The sequence below is a fragment of the Photobacterium pectinilyticum genome (assembly GCF_024357955.1).
Lineage (GTDB): Bacteria > Pseudomonadota > Gammaproteobacteria > Enterobacterales > Vibrionaceae > Photobacterium > Photobacterium pectinilyticum.
In genome coordinates this window covers 1-24,627 of the sequence record NZ_JANEYT010000072.1, presented here as the reverse complement: position 1 = coordinate 24,627, position 24,627 = coordinate 1, and the positions used below count along the sequence as shown (strand labels likewise).

Sequence of the window (24,627 nt, the reverse complement as noted above, 5' to 3'; positions counted from 1 at the left end):
ATTTCATTCTTCGAGCAGTTACCGGTGATGACACGGGAAGGGATCAAAGCAGTATCAATGGATATGGGACAGGCCTACCAATCGGCAGTTAGGAAGATGTTACCCAATGCCGATATTGTTTTTGACCGATTCCATGTGATGCAGAATTACTGTATTTTGATTAAGAAAGAGAGAGCCAAAGCTTTTAGGAACGGCTCTCATGAGGAAAAGAAGATGCTCAAGAGTACCCTCTTCCTCCTACTGAAAAACGCCGTCAAACTGGACAATAGACAGTCCGACAGGTTCGATGATCTACTCGAGAGCAATAAGAGTCTATGCATTGTTAGAAAGACAAGTTGGTATCTGTAACTACGCAAAGTACAAACTGACCAACGCCCGAGTAGAGGCTGCAAATGTCTCCATTGTTCTGGTCAGCCGATGGAGCGTATGACATCAGGGAATGCTATAGACTACTTCGTAAGAAGGGAGCAAAACCTAGTATCCAGCCTCGAGCTAATGCTGGTTATTGGGAAGAAGGTCATCCACGTAATGACGCAGTTTTTGCGCTAAAAAACGATATTTTAAATCAATGGAAAAAGGACAACGGTTATCACCAGCGTTCTTTGTCAGAAACGGCAATGTATCGTTATAAGCAACTTATAAATTCAAAGCTAAGCTTACGTGATTATGATGCACAGGTAGGCGAAGTACTGGCCGGAGTGAAAGCGATGAACAAAGCCATAAGATTGGGTATGCCAGCTCATCAGCCCGCTGAATAACGGTGGGGATGCCTTGGTATGAATGCGTCTTGAACAATGATTTGATCAACAACGCCTAATGCTAAAGGTAATGAGTACTGGCAGAGATCTTAACTCAGCACCACCGCTTGCGACACAACCGTTTACAGGCGATGCAAGCCCTCACTCTTCGAGTAGTGAATAGTAGCTAATGTGATCAGCATACCGCTCGTTTAAATTTCATGCTCGATAAGTAAGCCGGTTTTTTGGGTGAGATCAATCACTGCCTCTAAAGCGCCCTCAACGTGTAGCGGCAGTAGTCCTCCTTTTATCTCCTGTTTAAGTATTTTTATGAAGGTTTTCATTGCTGTTCGGCGAGGTGAAACAATCAAATGTCTACTATGGGGCAACACCAAGCTGACTTCCTGATACTTAGCATCAAGCTCTGTTAAAGCTTCACGCCAATGAGTTTCATCGATGTGTAATTGCCATTCGCCTTTGGGGCTCTTCGTCGGAATATATCGGGTCAGTAAATCGGTCGATTGTTCCACTGCCCACCACGGCATATTCCAATGAGTACCATTTGCATTAATGATTGTTATTGTAGATTTAATGGTTCGGAGTTCTTGAACCTCATTTTCAAAGCCTTTCAGCCATTTTTTGGCATGAGCCCCGTAAAGATCGTCACTACACAGAGAGCGAACGGGGAAGAGTAACGATTCCATCTGCCTTGCTTTACGAGGAGTATGTTTCAACAATATTTTGGCTCGGGCATTCTTGATCGAGCTGTGCTGAAGTAAAGCCCTCCAGGCCAGCCCTGCGATAGCGGCTGCTTTTGTCGACATTTCACCATGAACCGACTCTTTATTTATATTGACTGGTGTGGCATTAGGGCTGCTTGAAGACACGGCATCGGTCACTACTGCTATCACTTCACCAATCGAAACCATATCGCCATTGTGTTTATGGGCCCAGTAAAGTAATCGCTTTAACCAGACGTGTCGCGCTTGATCTTCTCTTGTGTAAGTAATGTGTACATTCCCTTTAAAATCACCGCGAGAGGCTCGACCAATACGCTGAATCACGCTGGTGGAGTTATGCCCCGGCTCCATAAAGATCAGGCGTGTATTAAAAGTCACGCCGACTTCAATACTGGATGTAGCAATTAGCATTGCGTAATCAGCTGGATTTTTATCTGCGCCGACAGCGAAACCTAAGTATGAGTCAGAGCCCTTTTGGCCATCGTCAACTGATGAGATTAAGAGTACTTGTTCTGGGGCAACTCCGATATATAACAGACTATTACGTAACTCAGGCAGTGTATGAGACAAGCCATTGCTGTAAAGCCGGTCAAAGATCAAAACAACTTGTCTTCCATCTTCAACTTCGTTGATTACCTGTGATTTATAATTGATAAGTAAAGAAGACAAGGGAAGGCCTTCATGCAGTTGTACTTTTACATCCCCGTGAATTACGCGCCTTCCATCCAAAGGCTCTATGCTAGAGACATCTTCAACACGCTCAGAAAGATAGGTTAATGCATCCTGGTCAAATCCAAATTCAGAATAAGCTCTGCTTAAGTCTATCGGGGTCGCTGACAAGTAGGTTAACTTTACCTGGCTCGATGGGATATGTACACACAACCAGCTAATGATCATGGAGAGGCTCATTCCCCGGGGTTCTATCGTGTGGTACTCATCAAATACCACGTGATTAAAATCAAAAATCAGATCGAGAATGCTGCGATCGCTGACGTGCTTCACCGGAAAGCGATCTGGATTTAAGATAAGCCAAGCCAGTGATTCTGGGGTCGTAACGACGATTTCTCCACCTTCTAGCGTCGAAAGCGAAGATATCTGGTTTAACCGTACCTGTGTAACGTTGGTGACTCCTGCACCCTTCAACAAAGCAGTGCCGTCACTGGACCACAATGCAATCTTTTTATCGACTGCTTCAGCTGGACAATCCTTTTTGTGCTCGCGTATATCGTTGTGCAAGCTTGCGATTAGGTTGTTGGCCAGTCGCTTTGTAGGAACAACGAATAACACCCGGTCACGATCAAGCACTGCTCGCAAAAACGCATATGATTTCCCGCAACCGGCTGGGGCGCAAGCTACCCTTATAAACTCCGATAGGGTAAGCAGCTGATGCTGAAAGCACGAGAGGCCATTGAATGATGCATCTACCGCATGTCGTTTTATGGTGAACTCTATCGCCAAAGGCGAACCTCCTCCAGCCCTTCTCGGCAAGTGAACGGTTGAGACAACTGGATTGTATGTAGTAGGTAGCGGCTTACTGCTATTTCTCGTTCAAATACCCCAGCAGTGTAAGCATTGAGATAAATGTTATCAGGCACGTCGGTCGGTGTAAGCAACAACATACCCTGGCGATGCCCCCCAACTCGAACCACCAACTTATCACGTCCAGCATGTTTAAACGGATTAAGGCCGAAGATAGCACCCTCGTAAGTCGCACCCAATGATACCTGTTGGATCGAGTAATAATCCTTATAATTACCTTTGCTCTTTCCATCATTAATCTTACGGTCAATCCCAGCTTCGGCATCGAGGTTTAACCGACGTACTTGTATCGGGGACAATGTCGCATCATCAGATAGCAACACAGAGCTCCTGAAAGGCATAGAAACAATGTCACGGTGATAATTTACGGTCTCTGGTAAACAGGGGCCATTTAACATTCCCAACGTCGACGCGATAGCAAAATTAAACGCAGTATCAGATATACACTCTGTTATTGTGGCACTGCCACTCTCAGTTGGCACACTGTGATAAAAAAACGGTGCTATAACCTCGGCTTTGACACCAACAACCTCATCTTTCAATTTCATAGTTAGCCTGTTCAAGCAAAGTACTTTGTAAAATATGTCGATACCTTCTCTGACGCTTCTTTCCACTCACTATGTTCACCATTAGAAATCGCTTCAATGAGTGCAGATTGAATATCTTTAACTTTTTCACAGTCAACTGAGGTCTCATACTCGGCATTAAACAGCTTGTCCATGGCCTTCATGACAACTTTTATATAATCTTCGAGATCAGCCGATTTTTTATCACTAACTTCCTTTTCTGACTCTTCGAGCTCAGCTAGTAACTTTCTATGTAAGATATAGGGGGAGTTCAACTCACTCTCAAAGTCGCCTCCATAAATGCCGGCAACATGTGTGCGGATATTGGCGCCCGTCACTGATGTCTGCCCTCCAGCTGCGATAGGCGAAGCTAAGCAAGCAAGTAGGAGCTCAACCACCTCAGGAGGGGCAACCTTTCCTGTAAAAGTAAGAATCTGAATCATAAGGGCTCCAGGTAAGATAAATACACGCTCAAAAAGGTTGTCAGAGTTCTTTTTTTTCACCTCGTCATAGAGAGTACCCGATTCATTACCGCGGACATGAAAAGTGGAATCAGTAATGAATGCTTCCGGCTGTAAACTAATGGCATCTGAATATTTTACTGCTGCTGCGCAAGAATAAGTACGGCCATCAGTTTTGGCTGAGTCACCAAACAAAAAGCTAGCCATGTCTAGGTAATCCCCTGCACTTTTGCCTTTAGGAATTAATTGCCGGTTTTGAGGAAGAGCTCCACCTATTTCAAGTTTACGCAGTATTTGTAACGCACGCGCCCGTTCGGGGTACTTAGTCTTGTTCGGCAATGCGCAGATATATTGCTCACCATTTAATTCTTTTGTTAGCGGTTCGGGATCTGATTGCCGAAAGCTAGCAGGGGCAATGATTTCCCTCACGAGTGCAATACAAACGACCCCAAGCCCTTTTCGTTGAGCTGTGACGTAATCGATCCCCTTGGTATCACTAAATGTTTCGGTCAGAGCACTCTTTGAAGAAAGGTGTTTATGAAGAGGTGTATTTGAAATAGATTTTGCGCTCATAATTATCAGTCCTTTAGTTCAGCCGTCTCATCTTCGTTAATGTCTTTGCGGTTTTTGTAAATGAGTAACATCTCTACCCGGTAGATCTCCATAAGTTGCGAAATGAGCTTCTGAGAGGGCATACGGGCATTAAGCAACTGGTGCCATATCTCATTGATAAAGAAGTCTGCAATCTCTACACATGCGTCAAATGTCGATAGATCTCGGCGGTGTTTAGCTGCACCCAAATACATGTCGCTCCCCTTGAACTTGGTTTCAAGCTTTCCTGCAATCGCATTTCTTAGCTCATGATCAGACGTTTTTTTATTTCTGACGCTTTGGCGGATTTCATCCAATATCAGACGAAAAATTAATTGTTGTTTTCCTCGGGAGGCGCCGGTTCCAAACGCGCGCTGTAAACCAGCAGCCTTCTGTGCGAGTAAAATTATTGAACTTTCCTGCTTACTCATTACATTCGTACCTCGCAATGTGAATAATCGTTCAGTTACCAGCAGCGCGACGCGATGCAGGGAAGGGATCTCTTTGAGATTGTTTTTTTTACGCAGGTCCTCAACCCGGTCTTCTAGGAGCATCAGTGATTTACATAAGGCGCTGTATTGTTGTGTTGGACTAGAAAGAGCATTGATGAGTGATACGCTCCCGTGTACATTCAGCAAGGAGCTGGCCAGTTCAAACTTATCACGAAGCTCATTCAGCTCTTCCAACCTAAACCCGTTTCTGTCCTGCGCTAACCTTCGCAGTGCTGGTGGCAGACAATCGATATAAAGAATCTCCGGGCGTTGATGAGGTAATCCTGCAAATACATGAAACGGTCGACCCGTTCGTTGAACCGCGCGTATTAATCGTAAAATCCACTCCAATTGATCTTTTATTTTTGCCGGGATGGACTCCTGTCTAGCGAGGTATGCGCGACGCGTGAATAGCTCTGGACCTATAAGGACTTTCTTGTCACCCAACTTTGCTCGCGACAGATCGAACAAGTCAAGGTAGTCTGAACGATCAGCCTCACGCTCATCATCCATTCGCGCTTCACCAAACAACCCCGTTACCGCCGGAGAGCAAATTGAGGCAGGTGTTTTCACTTTTTTGGAACCATGGCGATGACCACGCTCAATATACTCAATGCTCGACATGGGGCACACAAATGTATGACCCACTGCTTTTCCAAGTTCCGCAGGGCGACCTCTTCGGTTGCTGAAGTGACTCACTTTGATACCTAACAAACCGTCACTACTAAGAATTTTACCTTCACCTGGTTGCCCCGTCACTAAACACGCTTGGTAGCCATCTATTCGTCCTTTCAGGCCATCGATAATTGGTTTGCCAGAGAGTAATGTCTTTATCCGTGCAATAGTCAAATCGATTTTCGGACTATTCTTATTCCCCTCCAACCCATGGATAATTCCCGATATTTCTTTTCCTTTACTATCATGCCTCCCGTGATAAATTTGTTGCAGAATACCTGAGCTACCTATCAGTAATTCATAAATATTCGGATTACTGATAGCGAGCGCAGCAACTTCCATCCCAAACCATGCCCTTTGTGAAAGTTGGTGCCGCAGTTCATCAGGAATTGTTATTTTGTAATCCTGCTCTAGCAAAGCCTTCTCAATCAGCCCTATCCGATCCAAATATGAAGGCAACTTCACACGTTTAGATTTCGATGGATGCGACAATACCAGTATGATAAGACCTGAGATAAGAAAGAAGTGCTCTTCATTAACATCACCTGATTCGAAGGGCTCTGGAGATAAAGTCGCCCCTTTTTGATTTAGGCTTTTCTGTGAGAAACTCAAGCCAAAACGGCCGTCAGCCACATAATTTATGAAGTAGTCTGCATCAATCCTACCTACCGATAACAACCTTGTGTTGTTGACCTCAACCTCTTGCTCTAAGTACGCTGCTGACAACTGACTCCAAGTAGGCTTACCGTTTAAAATAGTTGGTAATTGAGCCGTGGAAATATCGATAGATAACTCCGGTTGTAAGCTCCTGTTAAACCGGCTTAATGCTGCATCTGCAATTTCGCTAGCTAATACTTCAGGTAGCAAAATATCTAACTGACCATCATGATGAATTGCCAAAAGAGGGGGGAGACCTGAGATTTGCCTGCATTGAACAGAGAGGTGGGCAAGTAGTTTATCTAAGAGGTATGGATGAGCTGGGTCAAAAAGTGAAATGTGTCGCCAATGTAATAAGTTGTCAGGTAGGATATTATTGCAAGTAGCAATCAGCTTTAATACGCCGTTGATCCCGCCATCGGAACCTAACTTCGCAAAAGTGCTGTCCAGCTGATCGGCCAGGCGAACATACTTACGCACTAACACCCGTAGTAAACGATCTTCAACTCCACCTTCAGCCCCAGTTAGCGCCGTGCCGGCCTCGACCAAATTGATCAATCGAAATAGTGCTTTTGCATCGAGGTCTAGCCCGTACTGGCTAACCACATTTTCCAGATCCCACCGCTGGTAGAGGTCTGACATTAAGGAATCAACCTTTTTATCAGAAAGCGACGGGCTACCGTCTAATAGTTTATTGACATCATGAAGCAGGGCTACCAATCCTACCATAAACAGGTAGCGTTCCAGTTTCTCTCCAACCTCCCAACCATCACTGACCATCTTTGATGCTGAAAAGGTTATAGCTCCCGTTGCTACGGATATGCAATGGTCAAGAAGTGATACATTACGATAGTTATTTTCATAGCCAATCCCCCCCTTACCTGAACAGGCTGACCAGAGTGGTGGCCTGATATCTATGCGTTTGTTCTGAGATATCTGGGTTAGAGCCTCATCCGACAGTCCTCCAGTTCTATCTTTCATTAGGGCACCAGACACAACCGATTCAAGCAGAACGGCCATAACTTTGCTGGTGCAAATTTGTATCGCTTGATTATGTTTGTCGACCATAGCCATTACCAATCAATCGCAATAATTTCACATTAACACTACATAACATTACCTGCTAAATTTTTTAGTGTGCCAATTGACACATCATAATGTTTGATAGGTATAAATATGAATATTAGGATTAAACAACAGTTGGAAATGGCACTCCTTTGGGAAGGAGGTATCGACCGCACCCAACTTGCGTACAGGTGTGGTACCAGCGTTCGTAGTATTCAACGCTTCATGAATGAGTTGGCAAGGCAGGATGATGGCAGGATAAAATATAACGCTAAGACAAGACGTTATCAGCTTGAAGCCGAACTTGGTAAGGCATCAATCAGTGAAGATCCTGAACTGTATCTTCGCTATTGTCGGGGGGAGAAAATGCTCCAGCCTCTACTTCAGGAAGAATTCGAAAACAGGTTTCCAGTAGAAGATATCGAAGACCTCGTCACGTCAACTCTGGATGATCACGTAGTCAATACCTTGATTGACGCGATAAATGGACGAAAGCAGATTAGGTGCACATACGAAAGCACGAAGGGTGAAAGGGCAGATATTTTGCTTTCACCACATACCATCGTCTATGCAAGGAGGCGTTACCACGTGCGTGCTTACCATCACACCAAAGGCTTATATGGTGACTTTGTGCTTGGACGGTTCTTGAGTATCTGTATTGCCTCCGGCGAAGGCGAAGGTTACTCGAGTATTCATGACCTAGATTGGCACCAACATATTAATCTGAACTTTCTGCTAAACCCAGAACTTGATGACCATGAAAAAAGGCGATCAATACTCGAATGGAACTTGTCTATTAACCAGAACACTATTAAACGCAGGGTAAGAAGGGCTCTCACGAGATACGTTAGGATTGAAATGACGACACCACCAACCAGCTCTAAACACCCGACCTGGATTATCGGATAAGGACAACCAATGGACATCGCATACTACATCGACATTACACATGAAAAAAAATGCAAGTACACCAATTATCAATTGGCAGAACGCTTGTTAAGGGAAGTGCATCATCTTAATGCTTCGAAAGCTCACACAGAAAATGTAGCTATTAGTCTACCAGAGTTTGCCTTGAACGGCGTTCTTGGAAACAGGTTTCAATTATTCGGTAGCCTCAATGCATTAGAGCAACTCATTAATAACCGAGATTTTGCACAAATCCAGGGTCTACATGGGTGTTCTGTCAGCTCTGTACGTCAGGTACCACCCAGCACGGAGCATGGGTTTTACGTATTTGTTCGCAATCGCCACCACGAACGCCAAACAAAGGGATACGTGGCTAGAAGTGAAGATCGTGCAATACGAAGGGCAATGATGGGAGTAAACGTCCGGTTAAAGAATGCTGATGACGTATTAAACCGAAGGGACAAAATGCTTGCTAGTCGGCTGGAGAGTGAGGCCAAACCTCTTCGAGTCGCTATGAACAGCGCTAGCAGCCCGGGAGAGGGGCATTTCTATATTTATATCAACGCCGTTCAATGCTCTGATAAAGTTGTTTGTAACCCCAACAACTATGGGCTTAGTTCAAGGAAAAAACCCTTAGCACTTCCGATAATCCTCTAACCCTTTTTTTGAGTCTACATGTAAGCGGTTGATATATATGGGGGGGTATTAGTGCTCAAAAAAAGGGGGTGATAACATGATTTGCAGCTATAATATTGAAAAGTTTCATATTAATGGAATGCTAACTTCAGTGTACCGCAGCCTATGCGGCTTGAAAGAGCTACGATTGCAGTCAGCGTAACATTGATACGTGTACCGCAGCCTATGCGGCTTGAAAGAGCACAGCAAAACCTTTGCGGCGGTAATCATTGTGTACCGCAGCCTATGCGGCTTGAAAGATACTCAGCCCCAACTAGCGCCGGGTTAAAGTGTGTACCGCAGCCTATGCGGCTTGAAAGTCAGATAAGTCACCGACACATTCAATGATTTTGTGTACCGCAGCCTATGCGGCTTGAAAGGTAAGTACGGCGGTAGTCTGCAACAGCAGAGGGTGTACCGCAGCCTATGCGGCTTGAAAGTGTCACGGATGAGCTTGTTACTAGAGACTCTGGTGTACCGCAGCCTATGCGGCTTGAAAGTTCTCCAAGCACGGCCATGCAAGTTTTACAGAGTGTACCGCAGCCTATGCGGCTTGAAAGGTAGCCGCCAGTGAAATGAGTGCTTTCGATTGGTGTACCGCAGCCTATGCGGCTTGAAAGAACTGGTCTCAGACGGAACCCCTGCGGAAGTAGTGTACCGCAGCCTATGCGGCTTGAAAGGAAGAACGTTACAAGGTTCTGCTGACCGAGGGGTGTACCGCAGCCTATGCGGCTTGAAAGAGTACCGAGTGCGGGTGAGGCCAGTACCAAGCGTGTACCGCAGCCTATGCGGCTTGAAAGCGAGCGAACTCAGGAAGACACCAACTGGTTTTGTCGCAAAGTTATGCTGACGCACAAGCGTACTGATTTCCAGATGCAATTAGGCTGCAAGCGCGTAGAGTTCATCCCAAACGGATAAACCATCAGGGTTGTCGAGCTGTCCATTTTTAATCATCGCCCACAGCTCTATTCCGGCTAAAGTCGCCTTTGCACCTTCGTCTGTTTTCCAACCCAGTGCCTGGTTCATTTTCCCTTTTACTCTGCGGTGGCTTTGCTCAACAATATTGTTCAGGTATTTCACTTGAAGGACTTCAATGAGGTTGGGCATCAGGCCATTTTGCCAAAGCTCAACATTGATATGGTGCAGTGCTAACGCGTTGGAATGGCTGCCGTCAATCACCACCTTTTCGGGTAATCCATGTTGGCCGATGGCCTTTTGGAAAAAGGCTCTCGCTGCCTTTTCATCTCGCGTATCACGCACTAGCAAATCAATCACATCACCGTATGTATCTACGGCTCGGTAATAATACTTCCACTGACCTTTGAAGTTAATGTAAGTCTCGTCCATCCGCCACGAAGAGGCGACAGGCTTCTTTCTTCCGCGAGCACGATGCTCCAACAGTAGCGCATATTTGATGACCCACCGGTTGATAGTTGAGTGATCAACGCGGACGCCCCGCTTTGCCATGCTCGGCTCTAGCACACCCCTGGACTAAACCTTCTTAGACTAATTACTTAAATTAGGAAAGATACGGATAACTTTTAGGATCTCGCGCGTAATCCCCTGATGTCTCTGACTCAGGGATGTAAGCGCAAGTTGCAAAGCAACTTGTTGACACTGTTGATTTGTACAGTATTATTGAGAAATGGAGTATGCTCATCACCGAAGCATCGTATGTAATATTGGTTATCATATGGTGTGGTCGACTAAATACCGCAGACCTGTATTAACTGGTTGGGTTGAGCGTGGACTTAAAAATCTTTTACCTAAAATAGCCAAACGCTACGATTTTCAGATCAAGTATTTGGAGATAATGCCTGACCATGTTCACGTGTTCGTGACTTCGCATCCCCAACATGCACCATCGAAACTATACAAAGCGATGAAAGGCATATCAGGCAAACTATTATTCAAGCATTATCCACATTTGCGTCACTATCTTTGGGGTGGAAAACTCTGGAACCCTTCTACCTTTGTTGAAACCATAGGGCATATTTCAGAGCAAACTGTTAAAAAGTATATTGAGGATCAGAAATCATGATCCTCACCGAGAAGCAGTACGTTGATATTGATCCCTCTGTTGCATCAACGCTCTGGTTCGCCAGTCGTTGCTCAGTGCGTGTTTGGAACCGCCTTGTTGAACACAGAGAGGCAGCCAAGAAACAAAAAGAGCCTTCTGGCTATGCCACACAGAAGAAACTGTTACCCGGCTGGAAAAAGGATGATATCCGCTTAAAGCAACCTTCATCCCAACAGCTACAGGAAGTTGTTAAAGAATTTCATGGTGCGTGGAAGTCATTTTTCAAAAAACGCAATAACGGTGATACTGACTGTCGACCACCCTCTTTCCGAAGTACCAGGTGCTTCTTTTCTATGCACTATCCACAACGCTATAACAGCTTCGAAATTGAAGGTAGTATGTTAACACTGGCGTTTGGTAAAAACCGGAAAGAATGGCTAACAATTCCACTTCGGGATCATGACTATTCCAATGTCAAAACCGTAAGACTGTGTTTTGATGACTTACTTAAGCAATTCTTTGTTTGCTTGCACAGAGAAGAAGTCGAGGTGAGGCCGAAAACTGAAGGTTTACGCTTGTATTTTGACCCGGGCTGCAAGACTACGCTGACAGGCATTGGCAGTAACGGTCAAATTTACGAATACGATATAAACCCGCTCCGACAACTGAATATGAGCTCCTATAAGTTCATTGACGAACTGACCAGTCGCAGGGATAAAAAACGGAAAAACAGCTGGCAATGGCGACGTTTAAATAAACGGGTCGCCAAACTATGGCGAAAAGTGAAATACCGAACCAAAGCCTATCTGCATACACTGGCTAACCGAATATTTGCCAGTCACCCGAATCTTAGCGAGATTCATATAGGGGACTGGAAAAAGCAGGAGACTTTGGCTGATACAGGTATTTCCTTCGTAAACAAACGAATCAACAGAGCCGTTCAAAACAACAACCCATTAAAAATGTTGGTCAATATACTCAGTTACAAAGGTCAACTGAGGCATGGCGTGAGCATGAAAGAATTTGACGAACAGGGAAGCACAAGAACATGCTCTCAGTGTAGCTATATTCACAAGGGGGGAGTTTCACCTGCAGTGCGATTATTTACCTGTCCAGAATGCGGATTTACCTATCCGAGGGATTGGCAAAGTGGGTTAAACTTTCTTCGACAATTTGAATCAGCCGTGTGGATAGGCCTTGAGGGGAATTACCCCTCTCGTAGTGTGAGAAAAAGGTTAGCGCCATTCTCGCTCAAAGCTCAGCGAACGATAAGCACTGCGTCGTTCGCATTGGCATCTTAACTACAAGATGCTCGGGTGTCTTCGACCCCGAGAGCATTTCACTACGGGAAAAGTCGCTTAGTGAAGTGTCCCGTTTTGCAGGTGCAGGTGCAGGTGCAGATCAGTCTTCCGTTATTTCCTATCGATGACACTGGTGCAGTCCAAAGTGAAGTCAGTTTTGAGGTAATGTTCGAATTGATCGGTTCCTATCGTTGCCAACATCGCCTCACTCTGCCTAAGTATGCACTCAATATCCCGTTGCCAGTTCTCGTTTTGCTCCGCCCACAATAACGCCATCTGTGCATTGCCAGTCGCGACAGTGTGTTGCAACCAAGCTGATGAACCGACGATGGCTATAACAATAATGATGGTTGACCGACTAAGTTTTCTCATACCTAATGTCCAACAAGACCTCTTAGTGACTTTGTGCTATCCGCAATAAATTAATGATAACATTACGTATATTCAGCGTAAAACCACCCAGTCACGCGGCAAAGTCACACTTACAAACACATCTCTACTCGCCACCGGCGTTATCGGGAGAACTACTTACTAAAGTGTCTGCATAAAGCAAAGTTCTTCTCGATACTTACTGATGAATGTGCTGCTTGGTGACATCTGGTAAGGCCTGATAGCGGTAGCCACTTTCAGATTACAAAAGCTGGTGCAAACTTGTGACGTTGCCCCGTCGACTGGAACTTGGCGAAACTCATTTCGGGGCAAATTAGTGCTATATCTCCAGTCAGCACTGTTCTGGACAGCGACGTTTTACGCTGTTCAGCTGTCACAATATCTTCAACAGTATTACGTAATACTAATGAATAACTAGTTTTAAAAGCCTTGCATTTAACACCTGCGCGTGTACATTGTACACGATTATTTGACGATAAGTGATGAATCAAGTGATGACAAATAAAACCATAGATTTAGAAAACCTAACGGAAGAAAACTTCGATTTTGCAAAGTTACTAATCAAAGGCATGGAGCAAGTCGTAGCTTTCGAAAAAGGTGAAGTTGAACCAAGCAGAGTATCGAATATATATGTTGCAGATGTCGCAGCCATCCGCAAGAAGCTAGAGGTAACTAGGGCAGAATTAGGTGTAGCTCTAAACACAAGCGCTGAAACAATCAAATCTTGGGAGTTAGGCCGTAGGAACCCTACAGGGCTCGCCAACAAAGCACTCAGATTAATCGATGAAATACCAGAGACATATCAGTCTCTAAAAAAACTATAATAACATCTTTAGCAGCCACCTTGTTTAATTTCGTTTCGTGAGAAGGAACTATAATATAGGGAGTTGCCGCTCGCCTGCATCAAGGAGTATAGCATCATGGGTGACTTTTTTAAGTACATAAATTGGGTTGAGATAGGCGTCATTATTGCCACCATTATTGGAGTGGTTACTGTTGCGGTGATCATGCTTTGAATGCCTCTGAACGCACCAAAGCTCTAGGGTTTGAGTGGCTTTATCCGACTGCCTTATGATGAGAATATATACCTCGTCATAAGACTTCCTCATGTTACTAATTGATTTAACTAAAAAAGGAACGGGGCAGGCCTGAGACAGAAACCGAGGTGTTTAGTTATCAAATAAGTTGTTTTTAACTTTTAGGTCAGATAAATTATTATTGTTCTACCCGCGCATTTTTTTGAAAGAGTACTCAAAACCCTCGGACAGAAAAAGGAGTAGCGGAATGAAAAACATTGAATTTGCAATGGCTGTTTCCAATATGGCCAAAGAAAATCATGGTTCGGATCTTGATCATCAAACGGTTATCGAGTACATCGATAAAAACTCGTTGGTTATCCCTCCGGATTGTGGTCTTCCTTTAGCGAAGGTCATTGCTGAGCTAATTATTGCCAGCTAGGTTCTAGCTGATCTGGCGTGGGTAGAACACTACATCACAATGTCATTATACTGTCTAATGGGTTAACTTCTGTCGTGTGACCACGTGAATAGCGGTATACCATCTCGCCGGAACTCCACCTTCCGAGCTTCATTATTGTTTCTATCTGAACCCCCCCTTGCCACAGGTCCTGTGCCGAACCGACGCGGCAACTGTGCGTTGAATAGGCTCGAACGTCGTTAATACCTGGGTGCAAGGTATCAAAAACACGCTTGTAAATTATGTCTATAGCTGAGCTAGACATTTTACGGCGAGCTCTGATAAGTTGGTTATTGTGGCTAACGGCCGTGAATATGTAGCCATCATCTGCAAATCGACGAATTTTGGCCTTGTCGATATACTCTTCGAAAATCTCATATGCCAACTCAGTCAATTGTACATGATCCGGGACACCACTATGGTTTGTTTTCGTGATAGGTATCGTTATATGCCTTTTATTGAGATGCGATAGCTTGATATTGCGGACCTCGTTGGAGCGTAGTAATCCGGTATAGGCAACAACGACAAGTGCCAAATCCCGTCGCTCAATTAACCGGTCAGACTGGCGCCATAAACCAATCAATTTCTTTATATCATCAAACCGAAGTGGAGTTGCCTGTTGTATCCATTCACTATTTGCCGCTTTTTCATCATTGAGCCGTTTGACGATATCTTTAACAGATCGGTCTTTTGTTGGGTTTTTCAATCCAGCTGCATCATGCATGGTTGAAATAGCCCACACGTCACCAGCGAGTGTGTTCCGATGAAGAGCTTCAGCTCTTAACTGAACATAAGACACGACTGACTGATACGAAGCAGGTAATGACTCAATGTTGATCGATATGCAATAGTTAACGAACTGTCCCCATAAAGACAGTAACCGAGCTCTGGATGTTGCTCGCAAGCCGGTTGTTTCAATGAATTCATCTACATGTTTTCGGGCTAATTCTCGCACAATGTCTTGATTGAGCTGGACCCGGGGGTCGTTGAGTAGCTCCTGCAATTGCTCAGGCCGTATTGCCTCAGCCATTGAATCGACATCAGCGGGAGATGTTAAACCAGTATTTTGTTGGATGAGTTCATTCATTCAGCGAAAACCTTATTTAGAACTGACGTTGGCGACGGTGTCAATCAACTGATCAACCCGCTTAGTAAGGCGGGAGTTTTCATTACGTAGCTCGGTAATGGTATCAGCATCATGTTCGATGATGGCATTGAACCGGTTAACGGTTGCAGACTCGCTACGTAATAGTTGTTCTAGCTCTTTGCAGTGTTCTTTTAGGTTTTCTGCTTGTAACTGAGTTTGTTCAAGTTCTGTTTCAGCCCGGGCAAGGTTCCTGTCGGCTGAAGATAGATCACTCTGAATAGCATCCAGCTTTTGTTTCAACGAAACGTTAAGCTTGCTTTCACTATCAAGGGCACGCTCAACCTCTTCTAATTTAAGAAGTAATGTGTTTTTTTCTTCAGCTAAGATACGGTTTTTACCATCCAGCGGAAGAAGCGAAGCAACTTGTGAAGACATATTAGTATTGTCAGCTTGAAGCTGGCCGATCTTAAGCTGTGCTTGATTAATATCTTGCTGTAGCTGTTCGATTTGGGAGCTGGCTTCTTTCTTATCGAAATTAACCTGTTTATGGATTTCCTGAACATCGTCTCGGTGAGCTTTACGGAGCTCGTTAAGCTCATCGTTACTAGCCGTACGTAATGATTGAAGAGAAGCTAAAGCATCATGAAGTTCATCGTTTAGTCGTTTGATATCTTGCTCTCGAGCTTCGAGTCTTTGCTGTATAAGATCAGCTTGGTACCCAGAAGCTTGCAGATCATGTTTGAGGCCATGGTTCTCTTTGACTATCTGATCAAACTCACTCTGTTGCTGGTGGTAGTCATGCAATTCTACAGTAAGGTTATCGATAAGGCCTTGTTGCTGATTGATCTCTTCAGCTTGCTCAGCAATCTTCGCGTTACCTAAAGCCACTTCTTCTTCTGCTTGGTTTTTTACCTCGGCAATTTTGGTATTTGCTTGGAAATAGATGGTTTTCCACATTTGCCGCCACCAAGGTGCGAGATACTCGGCCAGCTCATCTGTCGGTAGGGGGGGGATATCAATATCGGATTGTGCAAGTGCACTGGACTTAACGATGCCTTTCCACTCTTTAAGCAGTGGCGCAATCTCGCTCATGCTACCACCACCAAGTTCTGTGCGTACCGCAACATTAGTCACTTTCTCGCCAACCGCTGCCAATTGGTCACAAATTTCAAAAACACGTTCCTTGGTGACTAACTTGTTATCCATACCCAGCCTATAATAATATTGCGTAATAATTATTATATTACATTAAATTATTACAATAAGAAAGTAGCGACAATACCAGTTGAGTGACCGCGTCACGCCAAACTGGCATTAAGTCCCATTCATTCCATCTTGGCATGACACCGTAACACTTTTATCATAAGTTGATTTGTCGGTGTTCGTAGGTGGAATTTAAAAAAAGCAAGCGTAAAAAAATGCATCGAAATATTTTTCGTTACGGTATTTTGTACTGTTTATGGAAGGGGCTATACATCATCAGGACATGCAAAAGAGTAAATTAATTTTCAGCATTAGCAGATGAACATTTCTCAGTTTGAATAAGACACCTCGTATTCCGTAAAATACTCAATACGAGTTTACTCTCTCAGTTAAAGTGGATATAATTGCGTCCGTACCGTTCCCGTATACGTCGCCAGCGCAAGATGAGATTATCGTCAGGGATTTCAAAATTTGTTTATGATCTTTATAGATTTCATTATTTGTGCGGATTGCTGGCATTGCACTGAAGAATGGTATATCTATGAAGCGCATCTCATTATCACAAATCAAAACTAACGTTAATCGCCTTGTAAAAAAATCCAAAGAATCTGGCTCACCTTTATCAAAAACGAAGGCTAGAGAGCTTCTGGCCAAGTCCTACGGCTACCGCAATTGGAATGTTTTCCTCCTTGGAGCTATAAAACCAAATGACAATCAAAGCTCCATTATTAGCAACCTCCGTCTACTAGAACGCAACCGACACCTGCTCACTCAAAATCAATTGAATAGTGTCTTAGATCTATACTTCAGCACAAATTACAGTCACTTGAGAGTAGGGGATCTGGAGCTGGCTTTATCCCTACCACAAGGCCATTTGCTTTCAAAGCACTTAACCATTGAATCAGTTTTCGAACCACTGACCGCCATGTTACAGAACTGTCCTGCAGGATACATAACGGCTAACTTCGATACTGCAGATGAGCGTCTAAAAGAGCTGCGAGAAACATTGCCAGAGCACCAACAGTTTAGGATCCCGCCGCAGAGATACTACAACGCCAAGAGCATTCAGAGTGAATATTCAATTGGAACCCCTTTACTTATTTGGGATAAAGGCTGGCGTAAAGAAACCACTAATATTGTCTGTTATCTGGGGCATGGGAGAGTTGTAGAATCTGGCCCATACTTTGGTAAGAAAATCTGTTTAACAAAAATTTTAGATAATGTGATTGATCTTAATGAATTAGATATGGAGCACAGACGCTTATATTTAACCTGGTCACAGATCAAATCTCCGATAACAGGTAAGCAGACAATTCACATTCATGATTGGAGAGACTTAGCGGCACCGAACTCTAGCCCATATCACGCGGTTAATGAAGCGTTACTCTGTAAGCAAAACGAGTATCACTCCCCATCCTTCGATGACTACTTGGATATGGCTGGAGACGATCCGGATATTGCCTCATTCTTATACCACAAATCGTAAATCCCATGCTCATTAAGCCTTAATCGGATTTGACATGTAGTGGTACGGTGAATTTGGCCACCTGATTAGAGGTGGTACGCCCCAACTTACTCAACATTACACAGATAAGAAAAAGTAGGTCAAATCACCTCATTATGATTTGCGAGGTTGAGCGCCGCTGGCAAGAAAAGGGGCAGAAGTTTGCCAGGATGAGTTCTGGCACGGAGCTGGACAAAGCTTGCTACGATTTCTGAAGAAGGGGGAGTATTTCAGATAATTTGAGCTAAGGCAAAATACTCGTTCAGACTACCGAGCAGTGGCCAACTTTATTGGTCCACTACACTATCCCCTCCCGATTGAATAGCTCGTGTGCGGGAAGGGTTGGATTTTGGTCAAGGTTTAGGTTGGTTGGGGCGTTAATCCAACATGAAAGCATCCAAGGCATCAATATCTTTTACGATTTTTGACTCACATACTCCATGTTCTTCTGCCAGTTCAACACTCAGTTCAAAAAGTTTTGTATTGTTCTCCACTTTAAATGCAGCCTCAGTTAATGAATGTAGGTGACTAAAATGCTGCGTTAGTTTGTAAAAGGCTTCAGCGTGAATAGCGTCGAGTTTCTCAATATACTTATTGGTTTCCTCATTAAGCTTTTTTGCCAATTCTTTGCTGTGTGACCCTATGTTTTCACATAATAACTTACCCGCGATTGACCCGACGACAGCACCTAACACAGGGATTGGTATTAATACTTGACCAGCAAAACTTGCCACACCTACCATGGCCGACTCTGAGCACAAAGCTAAACCTTCATCATAGAGTTCATCAAGTGACATATTACCATTGTCGAATTCAATCAACAGACTCCCAATCCCCTTAATGCTCCCTACCACTGCACCTGCAAATGGTGCCGCCATGCCTCCACAATTGGTTAAACCATAAATCGCAGCACCAGTGACAGCTCCTGAAGCAGCCCCTTTTGCAGTAATTACACCAATATCCTTCCAATCTTCAGCAGTATAATCACCTTGGAGAAGTTTTTTTCCTTCTTTGTTTTTACTGTAGATAGCAGTAGCAAGGCTAATCCCACCAGAAATCGCTCCAGCAATTGCTGCAGTTTTTAAGCCATCTTGAAGTGATGCTTGATGGTCTTTAGATATTTCATCTTTTATCGCATCATTTTCTGACTCAAGAGCGTCTTCATGCAGCTCTAATGTACCTTCAACAGTGCCTTGTTGAATTTCTGCATAATCCGAGACACCTGGTTTTACAACGTCCTCAAATGAAAGCCCAGTCTTCTCTTCTACCAATGCGACTTTTTTAAGTAATGTATTAACAGCCCTATCTGACAGACCATCAACATCTTGACCATTACGTACCTTAGTAATAATATCGAAATGATCTTTAGGGATATGGTAATAAGAACCATCACGGCCGAACTCTTGATATTTATCCATATGATCAAGAACATGGTCTAAATTTGCGCGAGTTCCATTAATAAACTTTGACTGAACTTTAATGCCATCAATAATATAATCTTCAGGTGCAGTTCGTCCAACCGACTCAAACGTTGCGGTGGCTGATTCGTTATGAAGAATTGATTTAGCGTTTCTTACTCCTACTTCAACTTGTTCAGCAATCTCTCCATGTTTAGTTTTCTCAGAACCCAAAATGTTTTCTGGGGATCCTAAGAATTTTCTAACATTAGAATACTCATCTAATGCTGCGTTAAACCGTAAATCCTGTGCTGAAAGCTCTGCTAGCTCATTTTCATATCTGACATTGTTTAACTCTCCAACAACAGCGGCATTAACTTGCGTTTTAACAGAGCCTCTATCCTCTTCTGCATGCTCAATCATTAGCCGATATCAACCTGTTTATTAATCACTTTTGATAAGCTATGGATATGGTTAACAAGTGCTCCTAGCATTTCCTTATGTTTCGTCGTGAAGCTCTTGTAATCATTTGGAGCTGTTGCTTTAAGTGATATAAGCACATCATAAACACCATCGCTATGCTCTTTAGTAAGAGTATATAGTTCAGTTGTGCTTTTAAGCATGAGATCCAGTGTTCGTATGTTAGCCTCAATCTCTCTGCGCTCACTATTAGCTTTTTCTGCGATTTCTTTATTCTTCTTACGTGAGTACATTCCTGCACCAGCAAGTGCTACCCCTCCGATAGCCCAACCAACTGGACCAGCGAGCGCTAATAGCCCTTTACCTGCAACCATACCACCGCCTCCGGCGGTTAGTGCTCCGCCACCAATCCATGCCAAAGCAGCATTGGTAGCAGCTGCTCCCGATAGCGCTGAAATCGCTGTACCCGTAGATGCAGTGCCGAAGGTTGTAGCTATAGCCATTGCAGCAGTTGGAGCAAGTGCTGCTGTGCCAACGCCTGCTGCAACGCCTGCTGCTGCACCACCAGCTGCTGTTGTACTTGATTTTTGAGCCTCAAGCTCAAGTTTGCTCACACTCTCATTGAACGAAGTTGTTTCTGTTTGATATTCAGAAAAGCTTTTGTCTAATTCTTTTGGACTATTTGCGAGAGTGTTTATATAGTTTTCTACTTTCGAAATCAGATCGACACAGCATATAGAACGTAAATCATATAATTTTGTCGATGCGCCCATGACCTCTTCTGTTGCGGCTTCATTCTTATCGCTTGCACGTTGTAAGTCAGCAAGTGCTTCTTTCTTTAAATCCCCATTAAACATAGCTTTTCCTTTCTAAACAATCATGAAGCGTGACATTAATGCAGGAAATAATGTGCACTGTAAACACTTAAATCGACATATGTGAAGTAAGTCTTAAATGACTCCATACTTCATAAAGTCATAAGTAAACCTTGGGCAATTAGTAGGGTCAGGAAGAGCTGAAACGTTGGTGGACATAGTTTTTACTGTATGCTCCAAGCTGTTTCGCAATTGTGCAAGGTTCTTGCAAAATTGGATACTAGAGTGTTGTCCAACAGGCTGTTGACAATTGGGCCATGTAGGAGTTGTTGCAAAATCTATATCTACTGAGATTCCTCGGTAGTTGCTTAATGAGCAATGTGCATATTTTGCACATTAGCTAGTTCTATTGACAAAGCGACGCGCTCTGAAACGGTTTGGGGCAGAAGTTTGCCAGGATGAGTTCTGGCACGGAGCTGGACAATTCCGTTTTACAGCAATCGGTCAGATTTAGTCACACCAACAGAGCTGACAGGGCTAGTTGACTACTCCTAATTAGATACCTGCAAATCTGGCGGTTCCTCAACAGTGGTCTACTCTTAACACATCACAAACAATCAGGAGCTCTGTATTATGTCTAGAGCAGTAGACCATAACGGCCGTCGTTATGGAAAATTAGTCGGTATAATGCGTGTTCCCCCCCCCAATTCAGTGCAGAATAGTTCCCGCACATACTGGAAATGGCAATGTGATTGTGGGAATACCTGCATAGCCGCTGCAGCAGATGTTGCATCTCCATCAGGCAGACAACGATCATGTGGTTGCAATAATCACTTACCTCCGCCGAATAAAATCAACCGTATAGGGAGAGTTTATGGCCGATTGACTGTTATCGGTGATGGGATTTCTGTTCCTCGGAATGATCGTTCTCACTCTCGGCCTACATCACGATGTAGGTGTGAATGCAGTACAATCATTGATGTTTTGAACGATAGCTTAGACTCTGGGAAAACTACTAGTTGTGGGTGCCTGCATAGGAAGATGGTTAGTGACCGGTTTACTACGCATGGAATGAGTAATTCGGCAGAATATAAAGCCTACTACAGCATGCGGGACCGATGTGAAAACCCGAGGAATCACTCATATGACGATTATGGTGGCAGGGGGATCACTGTCCATCCCGAATGGAGGGAAGATCACGGGTTCGAACAATTTTTGCAGGACATGGGTGAACGACCAGATTCCAGCAGTTCACTGGAGCGGATTAATGTCGATGGTAATTACGAACCCTGTAATTGTCGATGGGCAAATTCTGTAGATCAAGCGAATAACAAGAGGGGGACTGTGAAATTCAATTATAAAGGTATAGTTTTGTGTGCTAGAGAATTAGCTCAGATCAATGGCGTCCCGCCAAGCATAATCAGGCGTCGAATTCGTGAATGCGGTTGGTCCATTGAACGTGCAGCTCAGGAACCACTGCGTGAGAAAAAGATTCGAACCGATGCTAAAGCCGTTCTTAAGTCATTGAAACAAAGGTGTGATAACCCAAATCATCCGTCATACAAATACTATGGAGCCAGAGGTATTAAATATCCGCCAGAGTGGAAATCGTATGACAAATTTATACTGGATGTCGGGTCGAGACCATCTCCGCACCATCAACTAGACCGTATAAACAATCAAATGTCCTATTCTGCAGAGAACTGTAGGTGGGTATATAAATCGGAACAACAGCTGAATACTAGTCGCACTCGATATGTATTTTCTGTTGAGCACGGCCGAGAAATAGAGGCGTGGCGCCTTACTGAATACTACGGAAATGTAGTTGGCACCAAAACATCACTAGAGCGTCTACGTCGAGGATGGTCTGTACTGGATGCATTTTGCACACCAAACATGTCAACATAGAAGCAACTATTACCTGCTGCTGGTACGTTCTGGGGCATATGTAATTTACGAAACAAGCTGTTGCCCAATTGGATTGCAACCAAGAGCATTACTCTTTCTTATCTAAAAGTAAGCAGACTCTAAAACGGTTTGGGGCAATTCCGTGCTGATATTTTGCGGCCATATATCAATCGGCGGTTAGTGCCGTTGAGCCTTCAGCTCCACGGCCATAAAAGGTTTTATGCGCGCCATAATTCACCGGAGTCTGTGGTATATCGTGCTTGTATCCGGTAGACAAAGTCAGGGTTGGTGATAAACGGCTGTATGGAGGGGATAACTCAGGCGCCGAGTTGATACCACGCCTGGTCAATGACATAGCACTTGCTAAACCTCTGGCATCAAGCAGCCATTACCGACGGAGCACCGCGACCCATCGCCCCAAGTTTAACAAGCTGGTCAGCGAGGCAGCGACATAGGTCAGCGCCGCCGCCTTGAGAATTTTCTCCGCATGCTCCAGATCACCATCATGCAGGTAGCCGCCTTTCTGCAGGATCGGCAGAGCTTTGCCATAACTGGCATCGAACTCAACCGGAAGAGTCAACAGGTGCACCATAGTACTTAGTGCCATTGAAACAATACCAATCATTATCGTTATCGCTCCCGCTTGCGGCATGCGGGTTAGCATTAGGACAAGCGGTGCAGCTACTAACATCATACCGGCAATACGCTCGCCGACCATGGCAGTCTTTACGAGTTTCTGCCGCGCCAAGAACAAGGACTCTCCACGTGAATCTTGAATTGCATGCCCCACTTCATGGGCGGCCACAGTCACTGCCGTCAGCGAGTATCCTGAGTAGTTGTCCGGCGTCAGACGCACAGCCTTAGAGACCGGATCATAGTGATCACCGGCAGAGGTCTCCTCTACCTCGACGTTACCCAAGCCGAAGCTGTCCAGCAGGTGGCGAGCAAGTTCACCACCACTTCCCTGCTTGCGGTAGCGATCAGCCGGCTGTCTGTACTTTTCCATTACATGCTTGACCCACAGGCCCGGCAGAAAGACGCATATCGCGATTATGAGTAATATGACTATCCAGAACATTTAAATCAGTACGCCATGAGCAATTGTGTGACTACTAAATATTATACGCATAGAAATGAGCAGCAGATGCTTACCGAAAATAGGCTGACTCGAAGAGGGGCATGCCTGCGTTATGGTGATCACAAGGTAGACAAACTCACACGCAACTCTCTTGTGGACAAAGGCGTGTTACGCCCTTTCGTTGAAACACTTCATAACATCAATGAACCAGCAACACGTACAATAGAGTTCACACACAGAGTGGCATGGTTTAGCCATCCACCCAGAATGTTCTTTGCTAGGGTCAGTCCTGACAGGCATGTTCTGGGCGATAGTTGGGTATAAAAAAACAAAAAGTACAGCTTAATGGATACCTCAGTTTTTGTGATAAACAAAAAGTACAGCTTATTGGATACCTCAGTTTTTGTGATAAACAAAAAGTACAGCTTATTGGATACCTCAGTTTTTGTGATAAACAAAAATTACAGCTTCACGTCTTACCTGGTGATTCATTGTTTTTCTATTGGCTATCAATGCTCTCTAGCGAGCTATAAGATCAGAGTTCACGACAATTCACCATGCGGAAGTGAATCATGGTGAAAACGTAATTTTGGGGCAGCTCTGCGTTACGATGATCTATCCCGTCAGCACGCAGCTGGACAAAACTGTGACAGTGATTTCGCTAAATTAGTAAAGCATGAATTATCTGAGGTATGGCTATTCAACCTACCTTTTTTGTGATTTTGGCCCTTTGTTGCCAAATATTCCTCTTAAGTAATTTCATCATTTATCACGGTGAAATACCCATGATCATGTAGCTAACTTTCAAGCCTTAAGAGTCTGGCTTTACCTACAACATGCCATACAATTAGTTGACTTAACGCGTTTTGTTGCTGAATCGCCTACTTTACTGTTTAAAATCATTAGTTTAATGTAATTGGCAGTT

The 24,627-nt window shown here is 44.2% G+C and carries 18 protein-coding genes, 3 pseudogenes and 1 CRISPR repeat array; of the genes and pseudogenes, 9 read left to right on the top strand and 12 right to left on the bottom strand.

Annotated features, from left to right (window positions below):
* Both NHN17_RS20805 and NHN17_RS20800 read left to right on the top strand, forming a co-directional pair.
* Positions 1-418 (top strand): annotated as a pseudogene (locus NHN17_RS20805) (transposase); the annotation flags it as partial.
* A pseudogene (locus NHN17_RS20800) lies at positions 411-758 on the top strand (transposase); the annotation flags it as partial. The pseudogenes NHN17_RS20805 and NHN17_RS20800, both read left to right, overlap by 8 nt.
* A 191-nt stretch (positions 759-949) precedes the next feature.
* On the opposite strand, the gene NHN17_RS20795 reads toward NHN17_RS20800, so the two are convergent.
* The 4 genes from NHN17_RS20795 to NHN17_RS20780 are packed head-to-tail and all read right to left on the bottom strand — an operon-like array spanning position 950 to position 7,531.
* Positions 950-2,935 (bottom strand): DEAD/DEAH box helicase, encoded by a 1,986-nt coding sequence (locus NHN17_RS20795; RefSeq protein ID WP_255044548.1) that lies wholly within the window; start codon positions 2,933-2,935, stop codon positions 950-952.
* Entirely contained in the window at positions 2,926-3,564 is a 639-nt protein-coding gene (locus NHN17_RS20790; protein WP_255044547.1) for a hypothetical protein, read from the bottom strand. The genes NHN17_RS20795 and NHN17_RS20790 overlap by 10 nt, the downstream gene beginning before the upstream one ends.
* 11 nt (positions 3,565-3,575) lie before the next feature.
* The gene (locus tag NHN17_RS20785) at positions 3,576-4,616 is read right to left on the bottom strand and encodes a hypothetical protein (protein ID WP_255044546.1); all 1,041 of its coding nucleotides are present in this window, start codon (positions 4,614-4,616) and stop codon (positions 3,576-3,578) included.
* Positions 4,617-4,621: 5 nt separating this feature from the next.
* Positions 4,622-7,531: a hypothetical protein gene (locus tag NHN17_RS20780; protein ID WP_255044545.1), complete on the bottom strand. Its 2,910-nt coding sequence runs from the start codon at positions 7,529-7,531 to the stop codon at positions 4,622-4,624.
* A gap of 102 nt (positions 7,532-7,633) precedes the next feature.
* On the opposite strand from NHN17_RS20780, the gene NHN17_RS20775 reads away from it, so the two are divergent.
* On the top strand, positions 7,634-8,431 hold the full coding sequence (locus tag NHN17_RS20775) for a WYL domain-containing protein (protein WP_255044544.1): 798 nt from the start codon (positions 7,634-7,636) through the stop codon (positions 8,429-8,431).
* A gap of 9 nt (positions 8,432-8,440) precedes the next feature.
* The gene (gene cas6f, locus NHN17_RS20770) at positions 8,441-9,085 is read left to right on the top strand and encodes a type I-F CRISPR-associated endoribonuclease Cas6/Csy4 (RefSeq protein WP_255044543.1); all 645 of its coding nucleotides are present in this window, start codon (positions 8,441-8,443) and stop codon (positions 9,083-9,085) included.
* Positions 9,086-9,215: 130 nt separating this feature from the next.
* Positions 9,216-9,903: direct repeats of the CRISPR family, unit length 28 nt; unit sequence GTGTACCGCAGCCTATGCGGCTTGAAAG.
* Positions 9,904-9,982: 79 nt separating this feature from the next.
* Here cas6f and NHN17_RS20765 read toward each other — a convergent pair.
* A pseudogene (locus tag NHN17_RS20765) lies at positions 9,983-10,582 on the bottom strand (IS6 family transposase); the annotation flags it as partial.
* Between the two features lie 166 nt (positions 10,583-10,748).
* On the opposite strand from NHN17_RS20765, the gene tnpA reads away from it, so the two are divergent.
* Both tnpA and NHN17_RS20755 read left to right on the top strand, forming a co-directional pair.
* Entirely contained in the window at positions 10,749-11,144 is a 396-nt protein-coding gene (gene tnpA / locus NHN17_RS20760) for an IS200/IS605 family transposase (RefSeq protein ID WP_255044542.1), read from the top strand.
* Positions 11,141-12,424 carry an RNA-guided endonuclease InsQ/TnpB family protein gene (locus NHN17_RS20755; protein ID WP_255044541.1) on the top strand — a complete coding sequence of 428 codons (1,284 nt, stop codon included), beginning with the start codon at positions 11,141-11,143 and terminating at the stop codon, positions 12,422-12,424. Before tnpA ends, NHN17_RS20755 begins: the two co-directional genes overlap by 4 nt.
* Before the next feature lie 111 nt (positions 12,425-12,535).
* Here the strand turns inward: NHN17_RS20755 and NHN17_RS20750 are convergent, their stop codons facing one another.
* Positions 12,536-12,796, bottom strand: coding sequence for a hypothetical protein (locus NHN17_RS20750; protein WP_255044540.1), 261 nt, complete (start codon positions 12,794-12,796; stop codon positions 12,536-12,538).
* A gap of 500 nt (positions 12,797-13,296) precedes the next feature.
* On the opposite strand from NHN17_RS20750, the gene nadS reads away from it, so the two are divergent.
* Together nadS and NHN17_RS20740 are read left to right on the top strand one after the other, a co-directional pair.
* Complete coding sequence (nadS, locus tag NHN17_RS20745; protein ID WP_255044539.1) at positions 13,297-13,638, top strand: NadS family protein; 342 nt, start codon at positions 13,297-13,299, stop codon at positions 13,636-13,638.
* A 460-nt stretch (positions 13,639-14,098) separates the two neighbouring features.
* A complete protein-coding gene (locus NHN17_RS20740; protein ID WP_255044538.1) occupies positions 14,099-14,272 on the top strand; it encodes a hypothetical protein in 174 nt (57 codons plus the stop codon).
* Between the two features lie 34 nt (positions 14,273-14,306).
* Here the strand turns inward: NHN17_RS20740 and NHN17_RS20735 are convergent, their stop codons facing one another.
* Together NHN17_RS20735 and NHN17_RS20730 are read right to left on the bottom strand one after the other, a co-directional pair.
* Complete coding sequence (locus tag NHN17_RS20735) at positions 14,307-15,377, bottom strand: tyrosine-type recombinase/integrase (RefSeq protein ID WP_255044537.1); 1,071 nt, start codon at positions 15,375-15,377, stop codon at positions 14,307-14,309.
* 12 nt (positions 15,378-15,389) lie between these two features.
* The gene (locus NHN17_RS20730; protein ID WP_255044536.1) at positions 15,390-16,583 is read right to left on the bottom strand and encodes a DNA-binding protein; all 1,194 of its coding nucleotides are present in this window, start codon (positions 16,581-16,583) and stop codon (positions 15,390-15,392) included.
* Positions 16,584-17,121: 538 nt separating this feature from the next.
* Between NHN17_RS20730 and NHN17_RS20725 the strand changes: the two genes are divergently transcribed.
* A complete protein-coding gene (locus NHN17_RS20725; protein ID WP_255044535.1) occupies positions 17,122-18,066 on the top strand; it encodes a glyoxalase superfamily protein in 945 nt (314 codons plus the stop codon).
* 395 nt (positions 18,067-18,461) lie between these two features.
* Here NHN17_RS20725 and NHN17_RS20720 read toward each other — a convergent pair whose 3' ends face one another.
* From NHN17_RS20720 to NHN17_RS20705, 4 genes are all read right to left on the bottom strand, one after another.
* Positions 18,462-19,904, bottom strand: a complete 1,443-nt coding sequence (locus NHN17_RS20720) for a DUF3482 domain-containing protein (RefSeq protein WP_255044534.1) — start codon at positions 19,902-19,904, stop codon at positions 18,462-18,464.
* Complete coding sequence (locus NHN17_RS20715; protein ID WP_255044533.1) at positions 19,904-20,758, bottom strand: hypothetical protein; 855 nt, start codon at positions 20,756-20,758, stop codon at positions 19,904-19,906. The genes NHN17_RS20720 and NHN17_RS20715 overlap by 1 nt, the downstream gene beginning before the upstream one ends.
* Positions 20,759-22,790: 2,032 nt before the next feature.
* Positions 22,791-22,979, bottom strand: coding sequence for a hypothetical protein (locus NHN17_RS20710; protein WP_255044532.1), 189 nt, complete (start codon positions 22,977-22,979; stop codon positions 22,791-22,793).
* Between the two features lie 33 nt (positions 22,980-23,012).
* Positions 23,013-23,702 (bottom strand): zinc metallopeptidase, encoded by a 690-nt coding sequence (locus NHN17_RS20705; RefSeq protein ID WP_255044531.1) that lies wholly within the window; start codon positions 23,700-23,702, stop codon positions 23,013-23,015.
* Positions 23,703-24,627 lie beyond the last annotated feature (925 nt).

Coding starts and splice junctions, on each gene's coding strand:
- NHN17_RS20790 (WP_255044547.1), bottom strand. CDS start 3,564: ATGAAATTGAAAGATGAGGTTGTTGGTGTCAAAGCCGAGGTTATAGCA.
- NHN17_RS20785 (WP_255044546.1), bottom strand. CDS start 4,616: ATGAGCGCAAAATCTATTTCAAATACACCTCTTCATAAACACCTTTCT.
- NHN17_RS20780 (WP_255044545.1), bottom strand. CDS start 7,531: ATGGCTATGGTCGACAAACATAATCAAGCGATACAAATTTGCACCAGC.
- NHN17_RS20775 (WP_255044544.1), top strand. CDS start 7,634: ATGAATATTAGGATTAAACAACAGTTGGAAATGGCACTCCTTTGGGAA.
- cas6f (WP_255044543.1), top strand. CDS start 8,441: ATGGACATCGCATACTACATCGACATTACACATGAAAAAAAATGCAAG.
- tnpA (WP_255044542.1), top strand. CDS start 10,749: ATGGAGTATGCTCATCACCGAAGCATCGTATGTAATATTGGTTATCAT.
- NHN17_RS20755 (WP_255044541.1), top strand. CDS start 11,141: ATGATCCTCACCGAGAAGCAGTACGTTGATATTGATCCCTCTGTTGCA.
- NHN17_RS20750 (WP_255044540.1), bottom strand. CDS start 12,796: ATGAGAAAACTTAGTCGGTCAACCATCATTATTGTTATAGCCATCGTC.
- nadS (WP_255044539.1), top strand. CDS start 13,297: ATGAATCAAGTGATGACAAATAAAACCATAGATTTAGAAAACCTAACG.
- NHN17_RS20740 (WP_255044538.1), top strand. CDS start 14,099: ATGAAAAACATTGAATTTGCAATGGCTGTTTCCAATATGGCCAAAGAA.
- NHN17_RS20735 (WP_255044537.1), bottom strand. CDS start 15,377: ATGAATGAACTCATCCAACAAAATACTGGTTTAACATCTCCCGCTGAT.
- NHN17_RS20730 (WP_255044536.1), bottom strand. CDS start 16,583: ATGGATAACAAGTTAGTCACCAAGGAACGTGTTTTTGAAATTTGTGAC.
- NHN17_RS20725 (WP_255044535.1), top strand. CDS start 17,122: ATGAAGCGCATCTCATTATCACAAATCAAAACTAACGTTAATCGCCTT.
- NHN17_RS20720 (WP_255044534.1), bottom strand. CDS start 19,904: ATGATTGAGCATGCAGAAGAGGATAGAGGCTCTGTTAAAACGCAAGTT.
- NHN17_RS20715 (WP_255044533.1), bottom strand. CDS start 20,758: ATGTTTAATGGGGATTTAAAGAAAGAAGCACTTGCTGACTTACAACGT.
- NHN17_RS20710 (WP_255044532.1), bottom strand. CDS start 22,979: ATGTCATTGACCAGGCGTGGTATCAACTCGGCGCCTGAGTTATCCCCT.
- NHN17_RS20705 (WP_255044531.1), bottom strand. CDS start 23,702: ATGTTCTGGATAGTCATATTACTCATAATCGCGATATGCGTCTTTCTG.